Annotated in this window: 26 protein-coding genes; 10 read left to right on the top strand and 16 right to left on the bottom strand. The window is 71.1% G+C overall.

Annotated features, from left to right (window positions below; all coding sequences use genetic code 11):
- Window positions 1-39: 39 nt before the first annotated feature.
- Window positions 40-1,275 carry a glutamate mutase L gene (locus BLT23_RS10640; RefSeq protein WP_090048124.1) on the bottom strand — a complete coding sequence of 412 codons (1,236 nt, stop codon included), beginning with the start codon at window positions 1,273-1,275 and terminating at the stop codon, window positions 40-42.
- A gap of 17 nt (window positions 1,276-1,292) precedes the next feature.
- Here BLT23_RS10640 and BLT23_RS10635 point away from each other — a divergent pair, with 17 nt between their 5' ends.
- A complete protein-coding gene (locus BLT23_RS10635; protein WP_090048123.1) occupies window positions 1,293-1,898 on the top strand; it encodes a hypothetical protein in 606 nt (201 codons plus the stop codon).
- A 135-nt stretch (window positions 1,899-2,033) separates the two neighbouring features.
- Here BLT23_RS10635 and BLT23_RS10630 read toward each other — a convergent pair whose 3' ends face one another.
- The 8 genes from BLT23_RS10630 to BLT23_RS10595 form a co-directional block, all read right to left on the bottom strand.
- Window positions 2,034-2,489, bottom strand: coding sequence for a MarR family winged helix-turn-helix transcriptional regulator (locus BLT23_RS10630; RefSeq protein ID WP_090048122.1), 456 nt, complete (start codon window positions 2,487-2,489; stop codon window positions 2,034-2,036).
- A 23-nt stretch (window positions 2,490-2,512) separates the two neighbouring features.
- A complete protein-coding gene (locus BLT23_RS10625) occupies window positions 2,513-4,048 on the bottom strand; it encodes an amino acid permease (protein ID WP_090048121.1) in 1,536 nt (511 codons plus the stop codon).
- Window positions 4,049-4,264: 216 nt separating this feature from the next.
- Entirely contained in the window at window positions 4,265-5,188 is a 924-nt protein-coding gene (locus BLT23_RS10620) for a cation diffusion facilitator family transporter (RefSeq protein ID WP_090048120.1), read from the bottom strand.
- 44 nt (window positions 5,189-5,232) lie between these two features.
- Window positions 5,233-6,447 (bottom strand): mannose-6-phosphate isomerase, class I, encoded by a 1,215-nt coding sequence (manA, locus tag BLT23_RS10615; RefSeq protein WP_090048119.1) that lies wholly within the window; start codon window positions 6,445-6,447, stop codon window positions 5,233-5,235.
- A gap of 20 nt (window positions 6,448-6,467) precedes the next feature.
- On the bottom strand, window positions 6,468-7,532 hold the full coding sequence (locus BLT23_RS10610; protein ID WP_090048570.1) for an SIS domain-containing protein: 1,065 nt from the start codon (window positions 7,530-7,532) through the stop codon (window positions 6,468-6,470).
- A gap of 5 nt (window positions 7,533-7,537) precedes the next feature.
- A complete protein-coding gene (locus tag BLT23_RS10605; protein WP_090048118.1) occupies window positions 7,538-7,738 on the bottom strand; it encodes a Trm112 family protein in 201 nt (66 codons plus the stop codon).
- 12 nt (window positions 7,739-7,750) lie between these two features.
- Entirely contained in the window at window positions 7,751-9,103 is a 1,353-nt protein-coding gene (locus BLT23_RS10600) for a phosphomannomutase/phosphoglucomutase (RefSeq protein WP_090048569.1), read from the bottom strand.
- An 87-nt stretch (window positions 9,104-9,190) separates the two neighbouring features.
- A complete protein-coding gene (locus tag BLT23_RS10595) occupies window positions 9,191-9,550 on the bottom strand; it encodes a DUF3499 domain-containing protein (protein WP_218133712.1) in 360 nt (119 codons plus the stop codon).
- Window positions 9,551-9,643: 93 nt separating this feature from the next.
- Between BLT23_RS10595 and BLT23_RS10590 the strand changes: the two genes are divergently transcribed.
- Entirely contained in the window at window positions 9,644-10,087 is a 444-nt protein-coding gene (locus tag BLT23_RS10590; RefSeq protein ID WP_090048565.1) for a metallopeptidase family protein, read from the top strand.
- Between the two features lie 85 nt (window positions 10,088-10,172).
- Here BLT23_RS10590 and BLT23_RS10585 read toward each other — a convergent pair whose 3' ends face one another.
- A complete protein-coding gene (locus BLT23_RS10585; RefSeq protein ID WP_090048117.1) occupies window positions 10,173-13,349 on the bottom strand; it encodes a glycosyltransferase family 2 protein in 3,177 nt (1,058 codons plus the stop codon).
- 30 nt (window positions 13,350-13,379) lie between these two features.
- Window positions 13,380-13,685, bottom strand: a complete 306-nt coding sequence (locus BLT23_RS10580) for a WhiB family transcriptional regulator (protein WP_245743886.1) — start codon at window positions 13,683-13,685, stop codon at window positions 13,380-13,382.
- Between the two features lie 245 nt (window positions 13,686-13,930).
- On the opposite strand from BLT23_RS10580, the gene BLT23_RS10575 reads away from it, so the two are divergent.
- From BLT23_RS10575 to BLT23_RS10560, 4 genes are read left to right on the top strand one after another with little or no spacing between them, the layout of a single operon-like run.
- Complete coding sequence (locus tag BLT23_RS10575; RefSeq protein WP_090048115.1) at window positions 13,931-14,686, top strand: site-2 protease family protein; 756 nt, start codon at window positions 13,931-13,933, stop codon at window positions 14,684-14,686.
- A gap of 33 nt (window positions 14,687-14,719) precedes the next feature.
- The gene (cofD, locus tag BLT23_RS10570; RefSeq protein ID WP_090048114.1) at window positions 14,720-15,673 is read left to right on the top strand and encodes a 2-phospho-L-lactate transferase; all 954 of its coding nucleotides are present in this window, start codon (window positions 14,720-14,722) and stop codon (window positions 15,671-15,673) included.
- A complete protein-coding gene (locus BLT23_RS10565; protein ID WP_090048563.1) occupies window positions 15,666-16,988 on the top strand; it encodes a coenzyme F420-0:L-glutamate ligase in 1,323 nt (440 codons plus the stop codon). Before cofD ends, BLT23_RS10565 begins: the two co-directional genes overlap by 8 nt.
- Complete coding sequence (locus BLT23_RS10560; protein WP_090048113.1) at window positions 16,985-17,512, top strand: NUDIX hydrolase; 528 nt, start codon at window positions 16,985-16,987, stop codon at window positions 17,510-17,512. Before BLT23_RS10565 ends, BLT23_RS10560 begins: the two co-directional genes overlap by 4 nt.
- A gap of 105 nt (window positions 17,513-17,617) precedes the next feature.
- Here the strand turns inward: BLT23_RS10560 and BLT23_RS10555 are convergent, their stop codons facing one another.
- Entirely contained in the window at window positions 17,618-18,496 is an 879-nt protein-coding gene (locus BLT23_RS10555; RefSeq protein WP_090048112.1) for a DNA-3-methyladenine glycosylase family protein, read from the bottom strand.
- Window positions 18,489-19,556 (bottom strand): mannose-1-phosphate guanylyltransferase, encoded by a 1,068-nt coding sequence (manB, locus tag BLT23_RS10550; protein WP_245743885.1) that lies wholly within the window; start codon window positions 19,554-19,556, stop codon window positions 18,489-18,491. Before manB ends, BLT23_RS10555 begins: the two co-directional genes overlap by 8 nt.
- Window positions 19,557-19,657: 101 nt before the next feature.
- On the opposite strand from manB, the gene BLT23_RS10545 reads away from it, so the two are divergent.
- Entirely contained in the window at window positions 19,658-20,047 is a 390-nt protein-coding gene (locus BLT23_RS10545) for a hypothetical protein (protein WP_090048110.1), read from the top strand.
- A gap of 425 nt (window positions 20,048-20,472) precedes the next feature.
- On the opposite strand, the gene BLT23_RS10540 is transcribed toward BLT23_RS10545, so the two are convergent.
- The 3 genes from BLT23_RS10540 to BLT23_RS10530 form a co-directional block, all read right to left on the bottom strand.
- Window positions 20,473-21,321: a glycosyltransferase family 2 protein gene (locus BLT23_RS10540; RefSeq protein ID WP_176946681.1), complete on the bottom strand. Its 849-nt coding sequence runs from the start codon at window positions 21,319-21,321 to the stop codon at window positions 20,473-20,475.
- Between the two features lie 25 nt (window positions 21,322-21,346).
- Window positions 21,347-22,474: a glycosyltransferase family 4 protein gene (locus BLT23_RS10535; RefSeq protein WP_090048562.1), complete on the bottom strand. Its 1,128-nt coding sequence runs from the start codon at window positions 22,472-22,474 to the stop codon at window positions 21,347-21,349.
- Window positions 22,475-22,554: 80 nt separating this feature from the next.
- Window positions 22,555-23,526, bottom strand: coding sequence for a glycosyltransferase family 4 protein (locus BLT23_RS10530; RefSeq protein ID WP_090048108.1), 972 nt, complete (start codon window positions 23,524-23,526; stop codon window positions 22,555-22,557).
- A gap of 20 nt (window positions 23,527-23,546) precedes the next feature.
- On the opposite strand from BLT23_RS10530, the gene BLT23_RS10525 reads away from it, so the two are divergent.
- From BLT23_RS10525 to BLT23_RS10515, 3 genes are read left to right on the top strand one after another with little or no spacing between them, the layout of a single operon-like run.
- A complete protein-coding gene (locus tag BLT23_RS10525) occupies window positions 23,547-24,449 on the top strand; it encodes a glycosyltransferase family 2 protein (RefSeq protein WP_245743884.1) in 903 nt (300 codons plus the stop codon).
- Window positions 24,449-24,967, top strand: coding sequence for a hypothetical protein (locus BLT23_RS10520; RefSeq protein ID WP_090048107.1), 519 nt, complete (start codon window positions 24,449-24,451; stop codon window positions 24,965-24,967). The genes BLT23_RS10525 and BLT23_RS10520 overlap by 1 nt, the downstream gene beginning before the upstream one ends.
- Window positions 24,964-25,515: a hypothetical protein gene (locus BLT23_RS10515; protein ID WP_090048106.1), complete on the top strand. Its 552-nt coding sequence runs from the start codon at window positions 24,964-24,966 to the stop codon at window positions 25,513-25,515. The genes BLT23_RS10520 and BLT23_RS10515 overlap by 4 nt, the downstream gene beginning before the upstream one ends.

The raw sequence follows: 25,515 nt of genomic DNA, 5'->3' as shown, positions 1-25,515 counted from the left end.
GCAGGGAGCGGCGGGACAGGACCTCTGGCGGAGCAGTCCTCAGGCGAGCCGTTTCGCGAGCCGGTCGGCGGCCTCGACCCGTCCCGACTCGGCGAGCAGGCCCACCGGTGCCAGCACGTAGTCGCGGTCCACCGTGATCTCCGCGGTCCGCAGCACGGGACGCAGCACCGGGTCGGCGCGCAGTGCGTCCACGGCGGGGGTGATGTCGGGCGTGTGGCGGAAGACCCCGCCCGACAGCACGAGCAGCCCCGCGCCGTGCGGCCCGAGCTGGCCGTCGACCTGCCGCAGGTGCCTGCGCACGGCCAGGATCGCCGCGAACGACGCCAGCTTCACGTCCACGGCCGGGTCGTCCGGCAGCCAGCCGACGTTCTCGGCACGCAGCCTGGCCTCCTCCGTGAGGTCGTCGGTGGTCAGCCGTTCCGCCAGCGCCTCCTGGACGACGCCCGGCGCCGACCAGCGCATCCCGAGGTCGCCCTCGACGGTGCGGCGGTCCGGCGGCAGCGCGACCGTCCTCTCCAGACCTTCACTGTCCGCAGTGGACACGGCCGAGTAGACGTCCGTCGTGGCGCCGCCGACGTCCACCACGAGCACCGCGCCCTCACGGTCCTGCGCCGCCAGCCGCGACACCCCGGCCAGCACGGCGTCCGGCGTCACGGCCCGCACGAGGCGGCGGAACCGCGGGCCGCGCGACAGGCCCTTGCCCCCGATCACGTGCTGCAGGAACGCTTCCCGGATCGCCTTGCGCGCCGGTTCCGGCGCGAGCTCGCCGACGTCCGGCAGCACGTTCGGGCACGCCACCACGGTCCGTCCCGCCAGCAGCGCCAACGCTTCCGGCTGCGCCTCGGCGTTGCCCGCCAGCACGATCGGCACGGCCACACGGGCGAGCTTCGCGGCGTTGTGCAACAGCACGGACCGGTCGCCGCCGTCCGTTCCGCCGACCAGCAGCACGAGATCGGGCGCCGACGCGCGCAACGCCCGCACGTCGACCGGACCGGCCGACACGTGCACGACCTTCGCGCCGGCCGACAGCGCGACCCGATAACCGGCCTCCGCACTGACCACGCGTTCCTGCCCGACGACCGCGAGCCGCAGCCCGCCTCCGGCCGACGAGCACGCCAGCACCTCGCCGTCGCCCACCTCGGCACGCAGCGCGTCGATGCCGCGCAGCACCTCGGGAGGCGTGGTCGGGTGCTGCCCGGTGCGGACCAGCTCGCCCTCGGGGGTGACGAGAGCGGCCTTCGTCCAGGTGGAACCGACGTCGAGACACAGGATCACGAGGCAAGCTAACCACCATGAAGCTCACGCCCAAGGTGATCCTCGAAGGCACCCGCCTGACCGGCAAGACGGACCTCGCGTTCGCACTCAACGAGCACCCGCGCCTCGTCGGCCACCGCCGGTACCGCTACCACTCGCCGCTGGTCTCCGCCGAGTGGTGCGGGTTCACCAACGAGCCGTGGGGCCGCGGGCTGATCAACTTCGCGCCGGAGGAGACCGCGCAGGCGATCGAGACCTACGAGACGTGGGTGCGCATGTTCGAGCTCCAGCGCTACTACTCGTGGATCGTCGACCGGTTCCACCTGTCCACGATGGCCTACCAGGCCAGGCAGGGCCGCGACCTCGACTTCGGCTGGCTGGAGGAACGGCTCAAGCCGCTGAACTTCGCGATCGTGCTGTGCACGCGCCCCGAGGACACGTTCGAACAGGCGCGGGAGGAACGCCTGAAGATCAGCGCGAAGCCGGAGCAGTACGCCTCGCTGGAGCCGTTCATCGAGGAACAGCGCCAGCTCCGCGCCCTCGCGGCCCGGTCGATCCTGCCCGTCATGGAGCTGGACGTGTCCAGCCAGACCGCCGACGACGTGGCGGACTGGCTGGACGAACAAGACCTGCTGACCCTCTGAGCGCTCCCCCACAACCGCTGCCCACCCCTTCAGCACTCTCTCCAGAGGTAACGCGGGAGCCCTACGTTTCCCTGTGGGGAACGCCGGGGCCCCACGTTCCCCACAGGAAGCAGGGGTGGGGCTTGCGGTCAGCGTTCAGTCGTCGGCTTTCTCGTGCACGATCCGCATGAAGTCGCCGAGCTGCGCGAGCTGTTCCGGCGTGAAGAGGTCGATCAGGTACTCGCGGACGGTGAGGACGTGACCGGGCGCGGTGGTGCGCAACAACGTCCTGCCCACGTCCGTCAGCACGGCGAGGATGCCGCGCTCGTCGGACTCGTGCGGTTCACGCCGCACCAGCCCGGCTTTCTCCATCTTGCCGATCTGGTAGGTCAGAGAGCTCTTCGACACGACGACGCGCCGCGCCAGCTCCGTCATCCTCATGCGGTTGCCGGGCTGTTCCGACAGCACGACCAGCACGTTGTACTGCGCGTGCGACAGTCCCGCGTCACGCTGCAACTGCTGTTCGATCTGCCTCTCGAGGAGGTGGTACGCCTGCACGAAGTGGTGCCAGGCGTACCCCTCCTCCTCGGAGAGCCACCGCGCGTTTCCCATGCTCGGCAGGTTAGTTGCTGGAACTAGTGCCCTGGTTCCTCACCGCGTTTCACCACCGGATCGGACTCCACCGGCCTGTCCCCGGCCTTCGCCAGCACCGAGTTCCGGCGGCTGTAGACGAAGTAGACGACCACGCCGAGCGCCATCCAGATCAGGAAGCGGACCCAGGTGAGCGCCGTCAGGTTCAGCATCAGCCACAGGCAGGCGAGGATCGCGAGGATCGGCACCAGCGGTACGAGCGGCACGCGGAACCCGCGCGACAGGTCGGGCCGCGTCCTGCGCAGCACCAGCACACCCGCCGAGACGAGGATGAACGCGAACAACGTGCCGACGTTCACCATCTCCTCCAGCTTGCCCGCCGGGAAGAAGCCGGCCGCGACCGCGACCAGTACACCGATGATGATCGTGATCCGCGTGGGCGTGCCCCGATGTCCGGTCTTCGCGAGACCACGCGGCAGCAACCCGTCCCGCGACATCGCGAACAACACCCGGCTCTGCCCCAGCATCAGCACCATGACGACGGTCGTCAGACCGGCGAGCGCCCCGACCGAGATCACCGTGGCGGCCCAGTCGACCCCGTTGTCCGAGAACGCACTCGCGAGCGTCGCACGAGTGCCGTCCGGCTGGGTCGCGAGCTTCTGGTAGGGCACCATGCCGGTGATCACGAGCGTGACGGCCACGTACAGCACCGTGACGATCGCCAGCGACCCGAGGATGCCCCTCGGCACGGCCTTCTGCGGGTTCTTGGTCTCCTCGGCCGTGGTGGCCACGACGTCGAACCCGATGAACGCGAAGAACACGATGCTGGCCGCGGCCAACATCCCCAGCACGCCGTACGTGCTCCCCGAGTACCCGGTGATCAGCGAGAACAACGACTGCTCGATCCCGGTGTGCGCGGCAGGCCCGCCCTCGGCGGCGGGCGGGATGAACGGGCTGTAGTTCTCGGCCTTGATGTAGGAGATGCCGAGCACGATCACCAGCAGCACCACAGCGACCTTGACCGCCGTGATCACCGCACTGACCCGCGAACTCAACTTCGTCCCCAACGCCAGCAACACCGTGAGCACCGCGACGAGCAGCACCGCACCCCAGTCGAACTTGACCCCGTCGCCCACCTCGGTCTTGACGTCGAACCCGAGCAACCCGAGCGTCGTCTGCAGATAGGCGGACCACCCCTTGGCCACGGCGGCAGACCCGACCGCGAACTCCAGCACCAGGTCCCACCCGATGATCCACGCGGCGAACTCACCGAACGTGGCGTAGGAGAACGTGTACGCGCTACCAGCGACCGGCACCGTCGAGGCGAACTCGGCGTAGCACAACGCCGCCAGCGCACAAGCGACAGCGGCGAGCACGAAGCTCAACGAGACCGACGGCCCGGCGATGTTGCCCGCGGTGCTGGCGGTGAGCGTGAAGATGCCGGCCCCGATGACCACGGCGACACCGAAGACCGTGAGGTCCCACGCCGTGAGGTCCTTGCGGAGCTTCGTACCCGGCTCGTCGGTGTCCGCGATGGACTGCTCGATCGTCTTGGTGCGCCACAACCCATTCCCCGGCACGGTGCATACCTCCTTGATGGAACCCCGATCCGGCCCACCCTATGAGGTATCCAGCGCGACTACCGGTTATAGCGACTGGCCGGGTCTGTCCTGCGTTTTGTCTCGCAGAACGCCCCGCCCCCCGCCCCGCCCCGCCCCCGCCTCCGCCGAATCGCACGCGGGGCTCCTTCGTACTGTGTGACAGTACGAAGGAGCCCCGCGTGCGGAGAAAAGCCGTCAGCTGTGGGTGACCGTGGAGCGGTCGAGGTCCGGCTCCAGGTAGATCAGCCGGGCGTGCGGCACCTTCGCCCGCACCCGCGTCTCGGCGTCGTTGATCGCCTGGGCGACCTCGTCGAGCGGGAGGCGCGGCTCCAGGGCGATCTTCGCCGCCACCAGCAGCTCGTCCGGGCCGATGTACTGCGTCTTGATGTGGATGACCTTCTGGACCTTGCCCGTGGCCAGCTCGCCGCAGATGACGTCGAGGTCGGCGTCCGAAGCGCCCTCGCCGATCAGCAGCGACTTCATCTCGATGATCAGGATGATCGCGATGACGCCCAGCAGCAGACCGATGGCGACGGTGCCGAGCGCGTCGAAGACCGGGTTGCCGGTGACCGTCGACAGGCCGACGCCGAGCAGCGCCAGCACCAGGCCGATGAGCGCGCCCGCGTCCTCCAGCAGCACGACCGGGAGCTCCGGGGTGCGCGAGTTGCGGATGAACTCCCACCAGGTGGCGTTGCCCTTGATGAGCTTCGACTCCTTGATGGCCGTCAGGAAGCTGTAGGTCTCCAGGCCGATCGCGACGACGAGGATGCCGACCGCGACGAGCGGGCTGGAGAGGTCCTCCGGGTGCTGGAGCTTGTGGATGCCCTCGTACAGCGCGAAGACCGAGCCGAGGGTGAAGAGCATGAGCGCCACCACGAACGACCAGAAGTACCGGTCGCGGCCGTAGCCGAACGGGTGAAGCCTGGTCGCCTTGCGCTGGGCCGTCTTCTGGCCGAGCAGCAGCAGGCCCTGGTTCGACGTGTCGGCCACCGAGTGCACCGACTCGGCGAGCATCGACGACGAGCCGGTGATCAAGAATCCGACGAACTTGGCCACCGCGATACCGGCGTTCGCCACCAGTGCCGCGATGATCGCCTTGGTTCCGCCCCCTGCTGACACGCCTGTCTCCTCGCTGCGCCAGTCCGCTTTGTCCGGACGGGACCTTAGTCGGTTCCTGCCGTCGCGCGGAAAAGTTGAGCGGATTCAACACCATCCGGCCGGACGAGCACCGCCGGGTCCGACGCGGGCAGCCAGACGGCCTGGCCGCGGGCCAGCCGCAGCTCGTCGCCGCGGGCGTTGGTGAGCACCACCGCGCCCTCGGAGCACATCATGATCTGCGGTCCGTCGTCGTGGACGCGGGTCTCGCGGGTCAGGTCCAGGCGGGACAGCTCGAACTCGGGCGCGGGCGTGCGGTAGACGCGCACGCCGGGCTGGACCTCCTCGCCGAGCAGCACCTCCATGTCGCCGCAGGTGAAGTCGAGCACGCGCAGCAGCTCGGGCACGTCGACGTGCTTGGGGGTGAGGCCGCAGCGCAGGACGTTGTCCGAGTTGGCGAGGATCTCGATGCCTGTGCCGCGCAGGTAGGCGTGCAGGTTGCCGGCTGGCAGGTGGATCGCCTCGCCGGGCTGCAGCACGAGGCGGTTGAGCAGCAGCGCCGCGAGCACTCCCGCGTCGCCGGGGTAGGACTCGCCCAGCTCCAGGATCGTGCGGCATTCCAGGTCGAACTCGCCGTGCTCCTTCACGTGCAGCACGCACGCGTCGAGGACCTGCGGCAGCAGCACCGCGAGCGACGTCTGCGGCAGCGTGATCAGCATCGTGAACAGCGCGCGCAGGCCCGACGAGTCCGGCTGCGCGACCAGCATCTCGGTGTACGGGGCGAGCGCGGGCGCGTCGAGCGAACGCAGCAGGGAGATGGTGCGGTCGGGCGACCGGAAGCCCGCCAGGGCGTGGAACTCGGTGAGCGCGCAGACCAGCTCCGGCTTGGCCGCCGGGTCCTTGTAGTTGCGCACCGGCGAGTCGAGCGGGACGCCGCGGGCCTCCTCGGCGGCGAACCCCTCCGCCGCCTGGGCCGCCGACGGGTGCGCCTGCAGGCTGAGCGGCTCGTCGGCGGCGAGCACCTTGAGCAGGAACGGGAGCCTGCTGCCCCACCGCTTCGTCACGCGCGGGCCGAGCTGGCGGTCCGGGTCCTCGGTCAGCAGGTCGAGCAGCGAGCGCTGGACGCCGTCCACGCCGTCGACGCGGGACGGGTCGCCGGGGTGGGCGCCCATCCACAGCTCTGCCTCGGGATGGGGTGCGGGCACCTCCTTGCCGAGCAGCTCTGCGATGGCCGTGCGCGATCCCCACGCGTACGGCCTCACCGCGTTGTGAAGCAGGTCCACTTCTCTTCTCAGCTCCCAAGTCAGTACGGGTTGCCGCCGAGCGTCCCGGCGGCGAGCCCGAGGTACAGCGCGGCCAGTTCGAAGCGCAGCGCGAGCAGCGCGGCGCTCACCGCGTCGCCTCCCGCCACCTCGACGGCCGGCTCCAGCACGTCGGCGCCCGGCAGGGCGTCCTCGGCGGCGTGTCTCATCGCCTCGGCCACCGGGCCCTGCCGCACGGCCAGCAGCAGGACGCGCACGAGACCGCTGCCCGGCTCGTCGTCGGGGTCGGCGAAGAGGTCCGCACCGGAGGTGCCCTGCACCGCGCGGCGGTGCAGGACCGGGCGGGCGAGTGCCTGCGGGTACCCGGCGACGTCGCTGGCGACCCCGGCGAACGCGGCCAGCACGTTCGCGCCGTGCACCCCGACCGACGTGGCGACCTCGTCGAGGCCCCACAGCAGCGGCGTGCGGTCGGCGACGCGCAACGCGAGCGACTTGGCCGGGTTCACGAACGACTCGTGCACGGGGTGGTCGCGCTCGGCCTCGCGGTCGAGCTCGTCCGCGAGCACCTCCACGTCGGTCTTGAGCAGCCCCAGCGCGTTCAGCACGGTGATCCACGCGGTGAGCGCGCGGTGAAAGCTGAAGCCCGGCGGCACGTCGACGCGCGGCGGCAGCAGCACGGCGCGGCCCGCCGCGGCCGAGGCGATCGGACCGGAGTCCGGCGCCGTCAGCAACGTCCTGGCGCCCCTGCGCACCGCGCGGTCGATCGACTCCGCGAGCACCCGGTCACCGGGGTCCTCGGTGTGGGCGAGCACCACGTCGAGCGCACCCACCCACGGCGGCACCTCGTCGGCCACCACGACCGGCACCGGGCAGCCGGGTCCGAGCAACGCCACGACGACGCCCGCCACCGACACCGCGTGACCGGGCCGGGTGACCAGCACGACCGCGCGGGGGCGTTCGTTGAAGATCCGGTCCACCCCCGCCTCGGCGGCTGCCTCTGCGGTGGCGCGGACCTGGGCACCCGCCCGCGCGGCGGCGCGCAGCCAGGCACCCGTGTCCGCGTCGGCGAGGCGGTTCGCGTCGTCGAGCAGCGTGTCGTCGAGCACCGGTGTCACCCAGCCGCAGGCGGCTCGACCGCCTCGTCCAGCAGCAGCACCGGGATGCCGTCGCGCACCGGGAACGAACGCCCGCACGCGGTGCACGTGAGGAAGTCCGCCTCCGGGTCGGCGGCGGTCCCGACCTGCAACGGCGCGTGCTCGGGGCACGGGCAGGCGAGGATGTCGAGCAACTGCTGTTCGAGCTTGACGGCCACGGCGTTCTCTCCTCAGGCCCGGACGATCGCGAGGACCTCGTCGCTGAGCGCGGCGACGGCCTCGGGGGTGGCGGCTTCGACGTTCAGGCGCAGCAACGGCTCGGTGTTCGACGCGCGCAGGTTGAACCACGACCCGTCGGCGAGCTGCACGGTCAGGCCGTCGAGCTCGTCGATCGTGACGCCGTCCTTCGAGCCGTAGGCGTCCTTGATCGCGGCGATCCGGCCGACCTGGTCGGCGACCGTCGAGTTGATCTCACCGGACGCGGCGTAGCGGTTGTAGGCCGAGGTCAGCGCGGACAGCGGGCCGTCCTGCTCACCCAGCGCGGCCAGCACGTGCAGTGCGGCCAGCATGCCGGTGTCGGCCCGCCAGAAGTCGCGGAAGTAGTAGTGCGCGGAGTGCTCGCCACCGAAGATGGCGCCGGTCTTGGCCATCTCCTCCTTGATGAACGAGTGGCCGACGCGCGTGCGCACCGGCTTGCCGCCGTGCTCCCGCACGATCTCCGGCACCGCGTGCGACGTGATCAGGTTGTGGATGATCGTGCCGCCGGGGTCCTTGGCCAGCTCGCGCACGGCGACCAGCGCGGTGATCGCGGACGGGCTGACCGGGTCGCCGTTCTCGTCGACGACGAAGCAGCGGTCGGCGTCGCCGTCGAACGCGACACCGGCGTCCGCACCCTCGGCGCGGGTGCGTTCCTGCAGGTCGACGATGTTCTTCGGGTCGAGCGGGTTGGCCTCGTGGTTCGGGAAGCTGCCGTCGAGCTCGAAGTACATCGGGACGACCTCGATGGGCAGGCCCTCGAAGACCTGCGGCACGGTGTAGCCGCCCATGCCGTTGCCCGCGTCCACCACGATCTTGAGCGGGCGGATGTTCCTGAGGTCGACCAGCTCGTTCAGGTACGCCGCGTAGTCGACGAGCATGTTCCGCTCCTCGAAGGTGCCCGGCTCGACGCCCTCGACGTCCGGCACCTGGTTCTCGGCGTCCTGGCGGATCTGCGCGAGCCCGGAGTCCTGCCCGACCGGCGACGCGCCCGCGCGGCAGAGCTTGATGCCGTTGTACTTGGCGGGGTTGTGGCTCGCGGTGAACATGGCGCCCGGCAGGTCGAGCTTGCCGGAGGCGAAGTAGAGCATGTCCGTGCTGGCCAGGCCGATGCTGATCACGTTCACGCCCTGCGCCTGCGCCCCCTCGGCGAAGGCACGCGACAGCGCGGGCGACGAGTCGCGCATGTCGTGACCGATCACGATCGCGGGCCCGCCGACGAGCCGCGCGAAGGCCGCGCCGAAGTCCCGGACCACGGCGGCGTCCAGCTGCTCGCCGACCACCCCACGGATGTCGTACGCCTTGACGATGCCGGACAGGTCACGCACGCCGCACACTCCCAGGAACTCGCTCTTGACGGCCACTGGTCAGGCAGCCTACCGGCGAGCGGATCAGAGGTGCGTGTGGTGGTGCGGTCAGTCCTCGTGCGGATCGGGCAATACGCGCAGGTGACCGCGCCGATGAGTGCCCGCGGGCACGTCGGGCAGCTTCGGGCTCACATCGGCACGCCCGGCCTCCCTCACCGCCTCGGCCAACGCCGTCAGGTCGTCCACTGTCGGCTCGGGCGCCGCGAACTCACCCTGGTGCCTCACGACCTCCCAGCCACGCGGCGCCGTGAGCCGCAGGGCGTGCTCCTCGCACAGGTCGTAGCTGTGCGGTTCGGAGTACGTGGCGAGCGGTCCGACGACTGCGGTGGAGTCCGCATAGGCGTAGGTGAGCGTGGCGACAGCCGGGTTAGCACACCCGGTTCGCGAGCACCGTCTCACGCTCCGCACGATCGGGGACGATAGCGCGTCCACGCGAGGCTGTGTGTGAGGCACGCTGTGTTTGCTCTTCGGGGGGAGCAACTAGGCTGCTCTGTTGTGGTGATGGCACGAGGTTCACGGCGACAGGACTCGCCGCGTCGACGCAACCGCGACCGGCACGGCCGCGGCCTGCGCGGTCCCCTCTACCCGGCCACCCTCCCCGCCGCCCGCTCCAGGGCAGAACGCTTCGACGCCCTGGTGATCGAAGCCCTGGAACCCATCGAAGCCCGCTGGCGAACCGAGCTGACCCAGCTCGACGTGGCCGTGGACGACGTCCCGGAAGTACAGGTGGAAGGCGAGGACGGCGTGGTGGAGGACGGCAACGTCCCCCTGGCCCGCCTGCTCCCGGCAGGCAGCGAGAACAGAGCCAGGATCGTCCTCTACCGCCGCCCCCTGGAAGCCAGGGCGAAAGACGGCGCGGACCTGGCCGACCTGGTCCACGACGTCCTGGTGGAACAGGTCGCGAACTACCTCGGCCTCGACCCCGACGTGATCGACGAGGGCTAGCAGCCCTCGCTGAGACGCCTCTCACACCCCCGGCGCGCACCACGCGACGGCGAAGCCGGGGGGTTCCGGGGTGGAGTTCTTCGCCCTAAACAGCGCTCCTCCGCCTCCCGGGCACAGCGGTCAGCAGCGTGAACAAAACAGCCGCCCCCTGCCCCAGCACCAGGAAATCCCGCCAGACAGACGACATCGAAACCCGGACCTCAGCCCGGTCGGACGGCAACGGCACCCCCACCAAATGCCCCCAGACCCGGACCACAGGCACCTCGACGGAGTCCACGAACACCCGCCACCCCGGCTCGTCCTCGGCGGCGAGGACGAGCACCCGCCCCTCCCCACCAGGAGAAACCCGAACAGCCACCTCGGGCAACGAAACGTTGACCGGAGAAATCCCCTCAGCAGCCAAAACCTCAGGCGGGTCCCCACCGGTGCGAGCCCGCCGAGCCAACTCGGGCGCCAGCAGAACCCCGGTGTCCCCAGCCAACCGGACCCGCAGAACCGGTCGCCCGTCAGAAGCCGGAGGAGCGGTGGAAACCAGCTCCCCGGCGGCAGAAGCGACCCGAGCAGCAGCCTCCGAAGACGGCAACACCACGAACACCACCCCGGAAGCGGCGGCCTGAGCCAACGCGGTCTTCACCGCGTCAGGCGTCCCGTCCAGCAAAGCCGAGTTCCACCGCCGCAACCGAGCAGGCGACGACGACACCGGCACCAGGTCGTCGTCCCCGAAGGCAGGCATCCGCCCGGCGACCTGCCGCACCGGCGACCCGAGCACCAGCACAGACCGCCCGGTCCGCTCCAGCTCGGCGGTCAGGCTCGACGACAACGACACCCCGCCACCGCTGCGCAACGGCCCAGACCGGAGATCCAGGAACCCGGCCACGGTCAGACTGGCCAGTACCACGACCCCGACCAGGTACACAGCCCGCCGCACCCGGACAGACCCGGCGACCCCTGGCGCCACCCCACGCCGACAAGCGGCCAGCACGACCCAGACGAGCCCCCACGCCAGCACCACCAACGGCGCCCCGGGCCAGGCACCGACCGCGAGGACAGCGGCAAGAGCCCCCACGGCCAGCACGATCACCAGCACCCCGGGCAGCATCGCCGCGTTGGGCCGCAACACGGCAGCGGCAAACGCGCCGACGGCGAACACCGAGCACACGACCAGGTTCGGCGGCGGAGACGAGAACGCGGCCCCGAGCCCGTTCAACACCATCTCCGGGTTCTGCACCAGCACCGCAGGCCAAGGCAGCAGCAACGCCATCGGCAGCAGCACGATCGCGAACAGCGCCGCGATCCGGCGGGCCCCACCCGTCACCGCGACGAACCCGACCAACGCCCCCGCGATCACGAGCGTGTGGGTGAGCGGCGAGAACGCCCCGATCACCGCGACCCCGAGCGAGGTCCCGGAAGCCATCGGCAACCAGGCGTGGGTCGACGACGCCCGCAGCACCGCGTACACACCGGCGAAGACGACGGGCGTCACGACGTGCACGACGACGACGTCGAGCCGCCCTTCGGAAACCGCTGTCGTGGCAACGGGCAGCAGTCCGTAGAACGCCGCCACCACCGCCCGCACCGACCTGCGCACCCGCAACCCGCGCGAAGCGATGTAGGCGGACAACGCGGCGAACGGGATGTCGCCGAGCAACAACATCGCCACGGCGAACGACGGACCGCCGGGCATCAAGCCGAGCACGGCGAGCGCCGCCGGAGCCGGTGCCGAGGTGCCGCCGGACACCGGATGCCACGACTCCAGGTACGTCGACCACACCGAGCCCAGCGACCCGACAGGCAGCAGCCGGCCACCGGCGAGGTCCAGCCCGAGACGCGACCAGTTCGCGACGATCGCGACCACCGACAGCGAAAGCAACAGCAGCACCGGCGGTGACAGCAGCAGCGACCGCAGCACCCGCGTCCGGTCGACCTCGACGAAGACGACCTCGGCACCGGCGCGCGGTCCCGGTGACGGACGTGGCCGCGGTGCCGGCTTCGCCTCGTCCGGCGCCGCCTCCACGGACACGACGACGGCCGGACGGCGCAGCCCGGCCACGCGCGGACGGCCGCGGGAGGCGCCCGCGGGCAACGCGGCGGGGCCGACCGGCGGCGAGTCCACTTCGGACGGATCGAGCCAGGTCGCGCCGGAGTCGGTCACGGGCAGCCTGCCCAGTGCGGCGTCGGCCTGCACCCGGCGACGGACCAGGAACGCGGCGCCGGCGCGCAGCGCGTTGCGGAACCGGGTGAGCCTGCTGGTGAAGAGTCCGGGAACGACCCGTGAGCCGCGGCGGGTGCGGCGCCCCTCCCGCAGCCGGGCCCGTGTCAGCAGGTAGCGGGCCGCTCCGGCTTCGGCGTGGGCGTCGGCGAACCGCCGCAGGAGCAGGAAGCCGAGCGCGCGCAGCAGCGACAGGACCAGCAGCCGCGGCAGTCCGATCAGGAACGAGAAACCTGAACAATTGACCAAGAATGTGCGCATGCCGTGCGCGCGGTCGACCCCCCGAAATGAGGGACCGGGGCGTGCCATCGCCGCGTCCAAACGGCGGTCGCCTTTAGTCGCGGCCCGCGCATGTCTCATGCGTGCGACCGGTACGCACAGGACCAAATGACCTGAGCGATTAGCGCGCCACCCGAAGTCGAGATCATCGCGCAGCAGCGGCATCGCTTCGTCGTAACCGCCGAGCGCGTGCCAAACCTCACGTTTGATCAACGAACCGGCGGACGAGACGGCGAGCACCTCGGTGCTTTGCCGGAACGTCGCCGAGTGCTCCGCGGAGGAAAGCCCGAGCTGTCGATGTCCTGAAGAATCCGTCGACAGTCCCGCTTCGACGACGAGCCGGGAATCCACCCAATCGAGGCACAGCGGACCGAGCACGGCGGCCGACGGCGACACCTCGGCCGCGGTCAGCAGGGCCGTCAGGCAGTCCGGTTCGGGCGCGCAGTCGTCGTGCAGCAGCCACAGCCACTTGCCGGGATCGCCCCACCTGTCGACGGCGTGCTCCACGGCGACGCGCACGGCGGTGGCGAATCCCGTGCCACGAGGCAGGGTCAGCACACCGTCCAGCAGGTCACCCGCCTCCGCCAGCAGCGCCTTCTTCAGCAGCGCCGGAGTGCGGTCGCCCGATCCGGTGTCGACCGCGATGACGTGCCTCGGACGAATTTTCTGGCGCCGCAAAGCGGACAGCGCCGTGCTGAGCCACCGGTCTCCGTCGTGGCAGACCAGGACGCACAGCACCGGCGCTGTCCGGAGCCTCGGGTGAGGACTTGTCACATCCTCAAGTTAAGGCACGAAGATCACGCTTCAGACGGCCCGCTTCTTCAGCTTGCGGCGCTCCCTCTCCGAGAGACCGCCCCAGATGCCGAACCGTTCGTCGTGCTGGAGTGCGTACTCCAGGCACTCCGAACGGACCTCGCAGCCCAGGCAGATGCGCTTGGCCTCCCGCGTCGACCCTCCCTTTTCCGGGAAGAACGCCTCGGGATCGGTCTGCGCGCAAAGCGCACGCTCCTGCCAGTCCTGCTCGTCGGCAGGGTCGTACAGGTACGACAGCTCGCCCTGCACGACCGGCTGGCTGACGTGATCTTCTTCGAGCTCTTCGAATTCCTGCATTTCGTCCGCCTCCTCGCCTTCCGCTCTCCCCGGTTGGCGGACGCCAGACGCCGCTCCCACAACGACGAATGACACCGATGTGATTACACCTGCGTCACAGCAGGGGGTCAAGTGGAGTCCACACGTCGGGGGATATTCGCGCAGATGGCCGCAAAAACCTTGACGCGCTGCACAGACGGTGATCCACGTTTCGGAACCTGTCCCCGAACGGCCCACCACGCCTGCCGACACGCCACACTGGTGGGGTGAAGCGATCAGCGGTTCGCCCCAGCCCTCTGTTCCTCGGTCTGCTCGCGGTGACCGCCGCCGGAGCGGCTCTCACCCTCCTCGACGGTGACGTCGCCATCATCTCGGGCACCATCCTGTTCGTGCTCGCCGGGTGGGCGGTGACGCTGTGCCTGCACGAGTTCGGGCACGCCGCCGTGGCGTACAGGGGCGGCGACTTCTCGGTACGCGACAAGGGTTATCTCACCCTCGACATCCGCCGTTACACCCACCCCGTGCTGAGCATCGTGCTGCCGCTCGTGCTGCTGGTGTTCGGCGGCCTCCCGCTGCCGGGCGGCGCGGTGTGGATCAACCACTACGCCCTGCGGTCGAAGAAGGTCGAGTCGCTCGTCTCCCTCGCGGGGCCTGTCGCGAACCTCCTGATCGGCATCCTGCTCGCGTTGGTCGTGACGGTCTTCTCGCCCCCGCTCGCGCTGGCGGCGGCGATCTCCTTCCTCGCCATGCTCCAGGTGATCGCGTTCGTGCTGAACATCCTGCCGATCCCCGGACTCGACGGCTGGGGTGTGATCGAGCCCTACCTGTCGCCCAAGGCACAGCACGTCGGCGCGCAGGCCCGGCCGTGGGCGCCGCTGGTCCTGTTCGCCGTGCTGATCAGCTTCCGCGAGGTCAACTACCTGTTCTTCGAGGCCGCCGGCTTCGCGTTCGAGGCGGTCGGCGGTGACCCGCGCCTCGCGGACTTCGGCCGCGCCGCGTTCATGTTCTGGCTCTACCTGTAGGCCGTCCGGACCGCTGTGGAAGCATGGCACGGCGTGAAGGTCGTAGCACTGGTCGGCGGGGTCGGCGGCGCGAGGTTCCTGCAGGGACTCAAGGCTCTGGGAGCCGAGGTCACCGCGGTGGTCAATACCGGCGATGACGTCTGGATGCACGGGCTGCGCATCTGCCCCGACCTCGACACCTGCATGTACACGCTGGGCGGCGGGATCGACACCGAGCGCGGCTGGGGCCGCGAGGGCGAGTCGTGGACCGTCAAGGAGGAGCTGGCCGCCTACGGGGCCGAACCGACGTGGTTCGGGCTCGGCGACCGGGACATCGCCACCCACCTCATCCGCACCCGCATGTGGCGCGCCGGCTACCCGCTGTCGGCCATCACGGAGGCGTTGTGCGACAGGTGGCAGCCGGGCGTGCGGCTGCTGCCGATGACCGACGACCGGGTGGAGACCCACGTCGTCGTCGAGCTCGACGGTGAGACGAAGGCCATCCACTTCCAGGAGTGGTGGGTGAAGCACCGCGCCGGTGTGCCCGCGAAGTCGTTCGCGTTCGTGGGCGCCGAGAACGCCACCGCCGGGCCCGGCGTGCTGGAGGCCATCGCCGAGGCCGACGCCGTGGTGCTCGCCCCGTCCAACCCGGTTGTGAGCATCGGCACGATCCTGAACGTGCCCGGCGTGCGCGACGCGTTGCGCAAGACCGACGCCGGTGTCGTGGGCCTGTCGCCGATCATCGGCGGGAAACCGTTGCGCGGCATGGCCGACGCCTGCCTCGACGCGATCGGCGTGGAGACCACGGCCGAGGCGGTCGGGCAGCACTACGGCTCCCGCAAGTGCTCGGAGGACGGCATCCTCGACGCGTGGCTGGTGCACACCGGCGACCGCGCCGACGTCCCCGGTGTCGCGGTGCGCGCGGTTCCGCTGCTGATGTCCGATGTGGACGCGACGGCGCGGATGGCCCGTGCCGCGCTGGAGCTCGCCGGGGTCGACGTTGGCTGACCACGCCGCGCCCGCGCTGGAGCTGCTGCCGGTCACCGGGCTCCCGGAGTTCCGCCCCGGCGACGACCTGGCCGGCGCCATCGCCCGGGCCGCGCCCTGGCTGCGCGACGGCGACGTGCTCGTCGTCACGTCCAAGGTGCTGTCCAAAGTAGAGGGACGCCTCGTCGCCGTTCCCGCCGACCCGGAGGAACGCGACAGGATCCGGCGCGAGCACGTCGCCGCGGAGTCCGTCCGCGTGATCGCCCGCAAGATGCGCACGCTGATCACCGAGAACAAGCTCGGCATCGTGCAGGCGGCGTCCGGTGTGGACGCTTCGAACGTGGCGGGCGACGAGATCGCGCTGCTGCCGGTGGACCCGGACGGGTCGGCGGCGGCGTTGCGCGGTGCGCTGCGGGGCCTGCTCGGCGTCGAGGTCGCCGTCGTGGTGACGGACACGATGGGCCGCGCGTGGCGGGTCGGCCAGACCGACGCCGCGATCGGCTCGTCCGGCATCCGCGTGCTGCACGACTACGCGGGCACGGTCGACCGGCACGGCAACCAGCTCGCCGTGACGCTGGTCGCCGTCGCCGACGAGATCGCGGCGGCGGCGGACCTCGTGAAGGGCAAGCTCGGCTCGGTGCCGGTGGCGGTGCTGCGCGGGTTCGAGGTCGTCGACGACGGCTCCACGGCCCGCGACCTCGTCCGCCCGACCGAGTACGACCTGTTCCGGCTCGGCACCGAGGAGGCGCTCGCCCAGGGCCGCGCCGAAGCCGTGCTGATGCGCCGGTCCGTGCGGTTCTACTCGCCCGAGCCCGTAGACCTCGACGTGCTGAAGCGCGCCGTCGGTGCGGCACTGACCGCGCCCGCCCCGCACCACACGAAGCCGGTGCGGTTCGTCCTGGTGCGGGAGAAGCGCGCCGAGCTGCTGCGCGCGATGCGCGAGCAGTGGGAGAGCGACCTGCGCGGCGACGGGTTCACCGACGAGCAGGTCGCGCGCCGCGTGCGCCGCGGCGACCTGCTGGTGGAGGCCCCGGAGATCGTCGTGCCGTTCCTGGTGCGCGACGGTGCTCACACCTACCCCGACGACCGCAGGGCCGATGCCGAGAAGACGATGTTCACCATCGCCGGTGGCGCCGCCGTGCAGGGACTGCTGGTGGCGCTCGCCGCCGAGGGCCTCGGCTCGTGCTGGGTGTCGTCGACGATCTTCTGCGCGGACCTGGTGCGGTCCGTGCTGGGCGTCCCCGGCGACTGGGAACCGCTCGGCGCGGTCGCGGTCGGCCACCCGGCCGAACCACTCGTCCCGCGCGAGCCGCTGGAAGGGCTGATCGAGCTGTGACACTGCACGACGACGCGGTCTCCACGCTGAGCCGCTTCACCGGCCAGGACGCGCTGAGGGAGGCGTACCTCGGTTTCCTCGCCGCCCGCGAGGACGCCTGCCGGCGCTCCTGCGAACCCGGCCACCTCACCGCGTCCGCGCTCGTCCTCGACGCCACCGCGGAACACGCCCTGCTGACGCTGCACCCGCGCGTCGGCCGGTGGCTCCAGCTCGGCGGCCACTGCGAACCGGAGGACGCCACGCTGGCCGCGGCGGCGCTGCGCGAGGCGACCGAGGAGTCCGGCATCCCCGGCCTGCGCATCGAGCCCACGCCGATCCACCTGGACGTGCACCCGATCACGTGCTCGCTCGGCAAGCCGACCCGGCACTTCGACGTCCGCTTCCTGGTCCGCGCCCCGGTCGGCGCGCGCCCGGTCCGCTCGGCCGAGTCGGTCGACCTGCAGTGGTGGCCGCTGGACCAGCTGCCGGACAACGTGGACGACCTGCACCCGCTGATCGAGAGCGCTCTCGCCCGCCTGCGCTGACCCCCGCCTGCCACGGAAACGCGGGGGCCCCACGTGTCGCCGGAGGGAACGCGGGGGCCCTACGTTTCCTCCGGGAGAGCGCGAGGCGGCAGTCAGAAGCGGCAGTCAGAAGCGGCGGTAGTCGCGGGGTGAGAAGCGGGGAGCGCGGCGGGGGCGGTGCAGGCCCGCCGACTGCAGGTACGCGACCGCGCGGTGCCGCTGCGGCGTGTAGGGCTCCAGCAGCTCCATCATCCCGTCGTCGTCGCCCGGTGTGCCGGTCAACGCCCACGTGACGTTCTTCGCCACGTGGTAGTCGCCGACGCTCACGGCGTCCGGGTCACCCCACGACCGTTGCGCCACCTCGGCGGACGTCCACACGCCGATGCCGGGCACCTTCTCCAGCAGCTCGCGGCTGCGCATCTCCGCGGCTTTCTCCAGCCGGTGCGCGACCTGCGCGGCGTTGACCAGCGTCCGACGGCGCGCGCCGTCGAGCCCGCACTGGTGCCACTCCCAGTCGCGCAACGCCAGCAACCGTTGCGGCGTCGGCGGAACCTTCAACGGCATCGGCCCCGGCGCTGGCTCGCCGAACCGCCGCCCGAGCTCGCGCCACGTGCGGAACGCCTCGACGCCGGTGACCTTCTGCTCCAGGATCGAGGCGAACAGCAGGTCCCACACCCGGTTCGCCGACCCGAGCCGCAACCCGGGCCGCCGTCTCCTGGCCTCGGCGACGATCGGGTGGTGCGGCACGAACTCGTCCACCGGGTCGTCGGCGCCGAGCAGCGCGGGCACGCCGTCGAGCAGCCACAGCGCCCCGTCACCCCACGCCTGCGCCTCCACCACGTCCGTCCGCCGGATGTGGATCGTGCCGGGCCCGCACGGCGTGTTCGCCGCGAACCAGATGCCGCCCTCCGTGCTGAAGGACGGGTCACCCGGCCCGCGGCGCAACGGCAGGAGCACCGCTCCCAGGTCGAGCGGGAACGGTGGTGTCCAGGTCCTGCTAGGCATCCGTCGAGAAGCGCACGCCCGCCTCCGGCAGCACGACCCCCGGCCACACGCGCGCCCCGCCGATCAGCTCACACCGCGCGCCGATCACCGCCGAGTCGCCCACCACGGCGTCGCGCAGCACCGCACCGGCCTGCACCAGCGCACCCGCTCCCACGATCGACCGCTCCACCACGGCGTTCTCCCCGACGACGGCCCCGTCGAACAGGATCGCCCCGTCCAGCACAGCGCCCTCGGCGACCGTGCAGTTCGCCCCGACCGTGCTGCCGCCCCTGACCGTCGCACCCTCGTGCACGGCGGCCCCGTCGAGCACCAGGAAGTCACCGGCCTGCGCGACCGCCGCCGACGGCGCCACCCCGCGCACCAGGTCCGCGGACCCCTGCACGAACGCCTCCGGCTTGCCGAGGTCCAGCCAGTACGTGGCGTCCACGTGCCCCTGCAACCTCTTGCCGGCCTCCAGCAGCCCGGGGAACGTCTCCCGCTCCACCGACACCGGCCGCCCGGCGGGAATCGACTCGATCACCTCACGCCGGAACACATAGCACCCGGCGTTGATCTGGTCCGTCGGCGGGTTCTCGGTCTTCTCCAGGAACGCCTCGACCCGCCCCTCCGCGTCCGTCGGCACACACCCGAACGCCCGCGGGTCCGCCACCTTGACCAGGTGCAACGTCACGTCCGCCGAGTGCTTGCGGTGCGTCTCGACGATCCCGGTCAGGTCGACACCGGACAGGATGTCCCCGTTGAACACCATCACATCCGGCTCACGCAGCTTGTCCGCGACGTTCCGGATGGCACCCGCCGTGTCCAGCGGCACCTCCTCGACCACGTACTCGAGCTCCAGCCCGAGCCGCGACCCGTCCCCGAAGTACTCCTCGAACACCTCTGCCTTGTAGCTGGTGCCGAGCACCACGTGCGTGATCCCGGCCTCCTTGATCCGCGACAGGAGATGCGTCAGGAACGGCACCCCCGCGGTCGGCAACATGGGCTTGGGGGCGGACAGGGTGAGCGGGCGAAGACGAGTGCCCTTGCCCCCGACCAGCACCACAGCTTCGACGCCGTGCACCTTTTTCCTCCTCCGCGTTACTTCAAGCCGTTCGACGGAATACTCTGACACGAAGCAGATCGTCATACGGGATCTGGTCCCGGCAAGGAGCAAAATCCGACATGGACCCCCGCGACCGGGCCGACGCCATGCTCGCCCGCGCCCGCGCACGTGGGCGGAACATCGTGACGCCGGACAACATGACGTCCCCCATGGACGCCTCCGACACCCAGCAGATCCCGAGAACGCTGGTCAACGCCGTGGACCCCCGCCGGGACCCGGACAAGACCATGATCATGTCCCCGGCTCAGATGGGCCAGCAGACCCCCCAGCGCCAGGACCGGCAACGCCAGGGCCAGCACCCGATGCCGACCCAGCCGATGCCCCAACCGGCAACGGCACCGGACGACGCGGAGATCACCCAGGTGGTCCAGCCCGGCGTGATCCCCACGGTCCAGAACCTGAAGCAGAACCGCAGCTCGCTCTCGCAGCGCCTCAGCGGCGACATGTGACCCTCACCGCACCCTCTGCCGCGCGTCTTGCGCTGCCTGGTCGGGTGCCGGTCGAGACGGTGCCAGGTGGGCCTGGGCCGCGGCGCGAGCCACTGGACGAGATGACGTGAGCCGCGGTCAACCGCGCCGTGCGACGGCCGCTGGGCAGGCTCGCGCAGGGGTCCCCTCGGGTTTTGGCTCCCCCGCGGCCCAACGTACAGACGGGGTCTGACATTTCGGCGGCTCAAGATCCGCCCGCAGATCGCGGTCCGGCCCGCAGGGTCGAGCCACGCCTACGCGCCGACAAGGCCGAACCGCGACGGCGAAGCCGAGCCGCAAGACCGAAGCCGAGCCACGAAGCCGAAGGCAAGCTCCTGAACAAGGCTTTGGCCTTTCCGGCGAAGCCGGATGCGGTGGCGCCAGGCGGAGCCCCGCGCTCCGCAACCTCACCCCCGAGTCAGCAACCAGGCCCGAACCCCGAGCCCTGCCCGCAGAACCCCCCGAAAAGGAGCCCACAGCACCCCTCTATGCCGATCAGCCAGGTACCGGTAGGCACTGCGATGATGCTCCCGAAGCATCCGGGAAGAGGCACGAGCAGTCGAGTGCCCCCCAATGTGCACGACCTCAGCCTCAGGCACGTAGACGTTCAAGTACCCGGCCCGGCCAACCCGGTCCCCGAGGTCGACGTCCTCGAAGTACATGAAGTACCTCTCGTCGAACCCCCCGACAGCGTCAAAAGCCTCACGCCGCATCAGAAAGCAGGACCCGGACAGCCACTCGGCCACCCGCTCCACCGGCTCCTGCTCCTGCCGGTAAGCGCGGGTCCAGGGGTTCGACTTCCACACGACGGCGAACAACGCGTGCCCGACCCCCCGCCCGATGGACGGCAGCAACCGGGCGGACGGGTACACCTCCCCGGAAGGCTCCCGGATCAGCGGCCCGAACATCCCGCCGGTGGGCCACCGGGCGGCGGCGTCGAGCAGGACGTCGACGCTGCCCGGCAGGAACTCGATGTCGGGGTTGGCGATCAGCACCCACCCGACGTCGGGTCCGAGGGCGGCCACGCCGCGGTTGGCGCCGCCGCCGTAGCCGAGGTTGCCGCCGGTGGGCAGGAAGGTGACGCCTTCGCGGGACGCCGCGACGGCTTCCGGTACGCCGTCGGTCGAGCCGTTGTCGGCGAGGATGACCTGCACCGGGCGGGTTGTCGCCTTCGCGAGGGTGTCCACGAACGGTGCCAGCGTCTCGCCCGGCGAGTACGTGACCGTCACGACACCAAGTCCGTCGCCGTAGTTCACGGCCGACACACTAGTGGTGCCCGGTTCACCGCCTGCGACGCACCAGAGCCGCGCGGTCGTAGGCGAGGCGGTGGCGTTCGGCGCTGACGGCCCAGGAGAAGTCCTTGGCTCGTTGCTGGCCTGACGCGGCCAGTGCGGCGCGGCGGGCCGGGTCGTCCAGGAGGTCGGCGATCGCCGCTGCTATGTCGCCCGCTCCCACGCCGCAGTAGGCGACCGCCTCGCCGCCCACCTCGGGCAGGGAGAGTCTCCGGGTGGTGAGGACGCACGCGCCGCACGCCATCGCCTCCAGCACGGGCAGGCCGAAGCCCTCGCCGAGCGACGGGTAGGCGACGAGCCGGGCGCCGCCGAGGAAGCCCGCCAGCTGCTCGAACGGCAGGTAGCCGGCCCTGATCACGCGGATGCGGTGCGGCACCGAGTCGAGGGCGCGCTCCACCTGGCTGTCCCAGCCGGGCTGGCCCGCGAGGACGAGGGCGGGCGGGTTCTCGCGGCCCGCCACGGCCTGGGCGAAGCCGCGGATGAGCGCCGGCACGTTCTTGCGCGGTTCGAGGGCGCCGAGGAACGCCACGTACGGCATGTCCCCCAACGACAAGGAGCGCCGCACGGACATGATCTCGTCGGGTGACGGCGGGTGGAAGCGCTCGGTGTCGACGCCGTGCTGCGCGATGTGCAGGGAGCGGCGGTCGGCTCCGGCGACGCGCACGAGCTCGTCGGCGGTCGCTTGGGACGGTACGACGCAGAGTTGTGCGCGCTTGAGCGAGGTGCGGGTCCAGGCGCGGAAGAAGCGAGCCTTGACCGACGAGTGCAGCGCGGCGTCGGTGAAGAACGTGGCGTCGTGCAACGTCACGACGGAGGCGGCCTTGCTGGCGACCGGGAGCGTGTAGTGCGGGGAGTGGACCACGTCGACGTTGAGCGACCGGACGAGCCTGGGCAGCGTCGTCTGCTCCCACGCCAGGCGTGACGGCCTGGTGGCGACGGCCTCGGTGGCGCGCACGATCCTGGCGTTCGGGGCGATCTTGGTGAACAGCTCCTCGTCCCGCGGCTGGCACACGACCGACAGTCTCGACCCGTCGGCGTCCAGGGCCGCGACCAGCGAATCCACGTACCTGCCGACGCCGCCTCGGTCAGCGGGCACGGCTGTGGCGTCGATCAGCACGGTGGGTTCGTCGGTCGACACGATCAGCTAGCGTAATGTCCTTCGCGAAAGCGATACGAGGGAATGGGCTAAACAGCTCGTCAAGCGTGTGCTTCCCAGACACCCTGCGCAGTCTTTTCCCAGGTGAACTCGCTCGCTCGGGCGATGCCGGCCTCGACCGTGTGATGTGGGTCGGCCAGCACGGCCCTCAGCCCTTCCGTCAAGGACCCCAGGTCGCCCCTGCGCACGACGGTGCCCGCACCGCCCGCGACCTCGACCAACGCGGGGTCGTCGGAGTGCACGACGGGCACGCCTGCGGCCATCGCCTCCAGCACCGGCAGCCCGAACCCCTCGGCGAGGCTCGGCGCGGCCAGCGCGGTGGCTCCCGCCAGCACCGATGCCAGCCGTTCGTCGGAGGTCCGGCCGAGCAGCGTCACGTGCGGAGCGGTCAGGTCGACCCCGCCCCACCCCTGCGGCCCGACGACGACGAGCGGCACGCGCAGCCGTTCGGTGGCCCGCACCAGCAGCCCGAAGCCCTTGCGCGGCTCGATCGTGCCGATCGCGAGCACGTATCGAGACGGAAGATCCGTAGCGGGTGGACCGGTCAGCTTCGTCACGCCGTTCGGCACCACGTGCACGGGCACCTCGACGCGGACGCACTCCTCCAGCTGAGACGCGACGGCCTTCGTCGGCACCACCAACGCCCGCGCCTCCCGCGCCGCACGGGAGATCACCTTGCGGTGCCACGCGACACCTCGCGGCGTCAACGTCTCCGGGTGCGTCCACGGCACGACGTCGTGCACCGTCACGACGGCACCGGGCAGCGGCGCGAGCGGTGTCGGCGCGTGGACGTGCGGTCCGAGGCGCGGCGGCAGGCCGCGCTCCCACAACGCGACGAGCGCCCGGCGGGGCAGCCTGATCACGCGGTCGGCGTTCGCCGTGGCGGCGGAGGTCACCGACCAGCCAGGCGGCGTCGTCCTCGCCAGCGCGTCGACCAGCTCGGCGGTGTAGCGGCCGGTACCGCCGGGGACCGGTGCGTTGAGTTGCTCGGTCAGCACTACTAGCTCGGGCACGTCGCGTACCGTCTCACGCCGTGTCGGCACTCAGCACCGTGGTGGTCGTGACGTGGCGGGGCCGTGAGCACATCACGGCGTGCCTGGACGCGTTGAGAGCCCAGAAGAGTCCACACAGGATGATCGTCGTGGACAACGCGTCCGACGACGGCACAGCCGCGCTGATCAGCGGGCACGAGGTCGTGCGGCTGCCGCGCAACCGCGGGTACGCGGGCGGGCTCGCGGCCGTGCTGGACCGGGTCGAGACCCCTTACGTGGCGTGGCTGAACGATGACGCGGTGCCGGACCCGTCGTGGCTGGCCGAGCTGGAGAGCGCTCTCGAAGCGGACACCGGCGCGGCGGCCGCGACGTCGTCGATCCTGCTGACGGACGGCTCCACGCAGTCGGTCGGCGTGGCGCTCACCGCGGACGGGCACGGCAAGGACGTCGTGCTGTCGGGCCGTGAGGTGTTCGGGTTCTGCGGCGGCGCGGCGTTGCTCAGGACGGCCGAGCTGAAGGCCGCGGGCGGTGTCCCGGCGAGCTTCTTCTGCTACTACGAGGACACCGACACGGCCTGGCGGCTGCGGCTGGCCGGGCACCGGGTGATCTCGGTCGGGCCGGCGCGGGTGCGGCACCGGCACGGCGCGAGCACGCGGCCCGGCTCCCGGCTCTTCCACCGCTGGAACGAGCGCAACCGGTTGCTGATGCTGCTGCGCTGCGCCCCCGCGTCCGTCGCGCTGACGCAGCTCGCCCGCTTCGCCGCGCTCACCGCCGTGCTGCCGTTGCGCAAGGACGTCCCGGACGCCGCCAACTTCCGGATCGGCCTGCGCGCCCAGGTGCTCGCGGAAGTGTTGCTGCGGTTACCCAGCACGCTCGTGCAGCGGCTCTCCGTCACCACCAGGACCTCGCGCGCACAGGTCTGGCGGGACTGGGCGGGCCGCTGATGTACCCGGTCTGGCAGCTGATCCTGGGTGGCTTCGCCATGCTGGCGGGCGGTGTCGGGCTGGGTGTCACGCTGACCTACGGACTGGTGTTCGTCGCCATGCTCGGCGGTCTCGCGTACGCGGTGGGCGTCACCGCGCTGGCGGAACGCAAGTGGATCGCGCTGCCCGCGTTCGTGCTCGGCATCGCGGCGCCGTTCCTGCTCACGTCCGGGACGCACAGCGTGGTCATGCAGCGGGTCGGCCACGTCGAGACGTGCGCGGTCGTCAGCGCGGACGAGAACCCGTTCGTCAAGCACCCGTCGGTCGAGTACGTGCTGGCCTGCCCCAGCGGCGAGGTCGAGCTGGAACGGGACTGGAACACCCGGCTGCGGGGCCGGGAGGCCGAGGTGCTCATCGGCCCGGCGGTGCGGCCGATGTTCGCGGACAGCACCCGGTGGAACCTCCTGGCCGTCACGAGCGTCCTCGGAGCGATGATTCTTCTGGTTCCCGTCGCCCGGCTCGTCAGGAAGCGACAGTGAGACGCCCGTCGGTGCTGGTCGTGACAGGTCTGGTCGCCATCGTCGCCGCGGTCCTGCTGGGCGCCGTCGTGCCCCTGCGGTACCAGCTCGCGGTCCTGCTCCCCTGCGGCCTCGGCTCGATCGCGTTCGCGTGGGGCATCGGCAAGATCGGCCCGGCGTGGCTGGTGCTGCCCGCGTTCATGGTCGTGATCCCCGGCACCGCCGTGCTGGTGAGCGACGGTCACCGCGCGTTGATGGACGTGCTCGCGACCCGCGAGACGTGCGTCGTCACCAGCGTCGAGAACATCCCGGGACCGGACAACCCGGCGTTCGCGCACCACCTCGTCTGCGCCGACGGCGCGCGGCTGCGGATCGTCGTGCCGGGCGAGCAGGAGAAGCGGATGGCGCCTGGTCCGGCGACCGTGCTGCGGCACCCGGTGATGCGCCCGCTGCTCGCCGACCGCAACGACTGGTCGGCGGAGTGGGTCTTCGGCGTGCCGATCGCCGTCGTGTCGCTGTTGGTGTGTGCGACCGCACTGCGGGCGCGCAGAGTGATGAGGCAGGCTTAG

This window comes from Lentzea fradiae, assembly GCF_900100955.1.
GTDB classification, from domain to species: Bacteria; Actinomycetota; Actinomycetes; order Mycobacteriales; family Pseudonocardiaceae; genus Lentzea; species Lentzea fradiae.
The sequence above is the reverse complement of the archived record's forward strand: the minus strand, read 5'-3'. Positions and strand labels throughout refer to the sequence as shown.

What these genes read in the sequence shown, in the direction of transcription:
- BLT23_RS10545 (WP_090048110.1), top strand. Translation starts at nt 19,658, where the DNA reads ATGGACCCCCGCGACCGGGCCGACGCCATGCTCGCCCGCGCCCGCGCA.
- BLT23_RS10555 (WP_090048112.1), bottom strand. Translation starts at nt 18,496, where the DNA reads ATGCCTAGCAGGACCTGGACACCACCGTTCCCGCTCGACCTGGGAGCG.
- BLT23_RS10630 (WP_090048122.1), bottom strand. Translation starts at nt 2,489, where the DNA reads ATGGGAAACGCGCGGTGGCTCTCCGAGGAGGAGGGGTACGCCTGGCAC.
- BLT23_RS10635 (WP_090048123.1), top strand. Translation starts at nt 1,293, where the DNA reads ATGAAGCTCACGCCCAAGGTGATCCTCGAAGGCACCCGCCTGACCGGC.
- BLT23_RS10590 (WP_090048565.1), top strand. Translation starts at nt 9,644, where the DNA reads ATGGCACGAGGTTCACGGCGACAGGACTCGCCGCGTCGACGCAACCGC.
- BLT23_RS10520 (WP_090048107.1), top strand. Translation starts at nt 24,449, where the DNA reads ATGTACCCGGTCTGGCAGCTGATCCTGGGTGGCTTCGCCATGCTGGCG.
- BLT23_RS10580 (WP_245743886.1), bottom strand. Translation starts at nt 13,685, where the DNA reads ATGCAGGAATTCGAAGAGCTCGAAGAAGATCACGTCAGCCAGCCGGTC.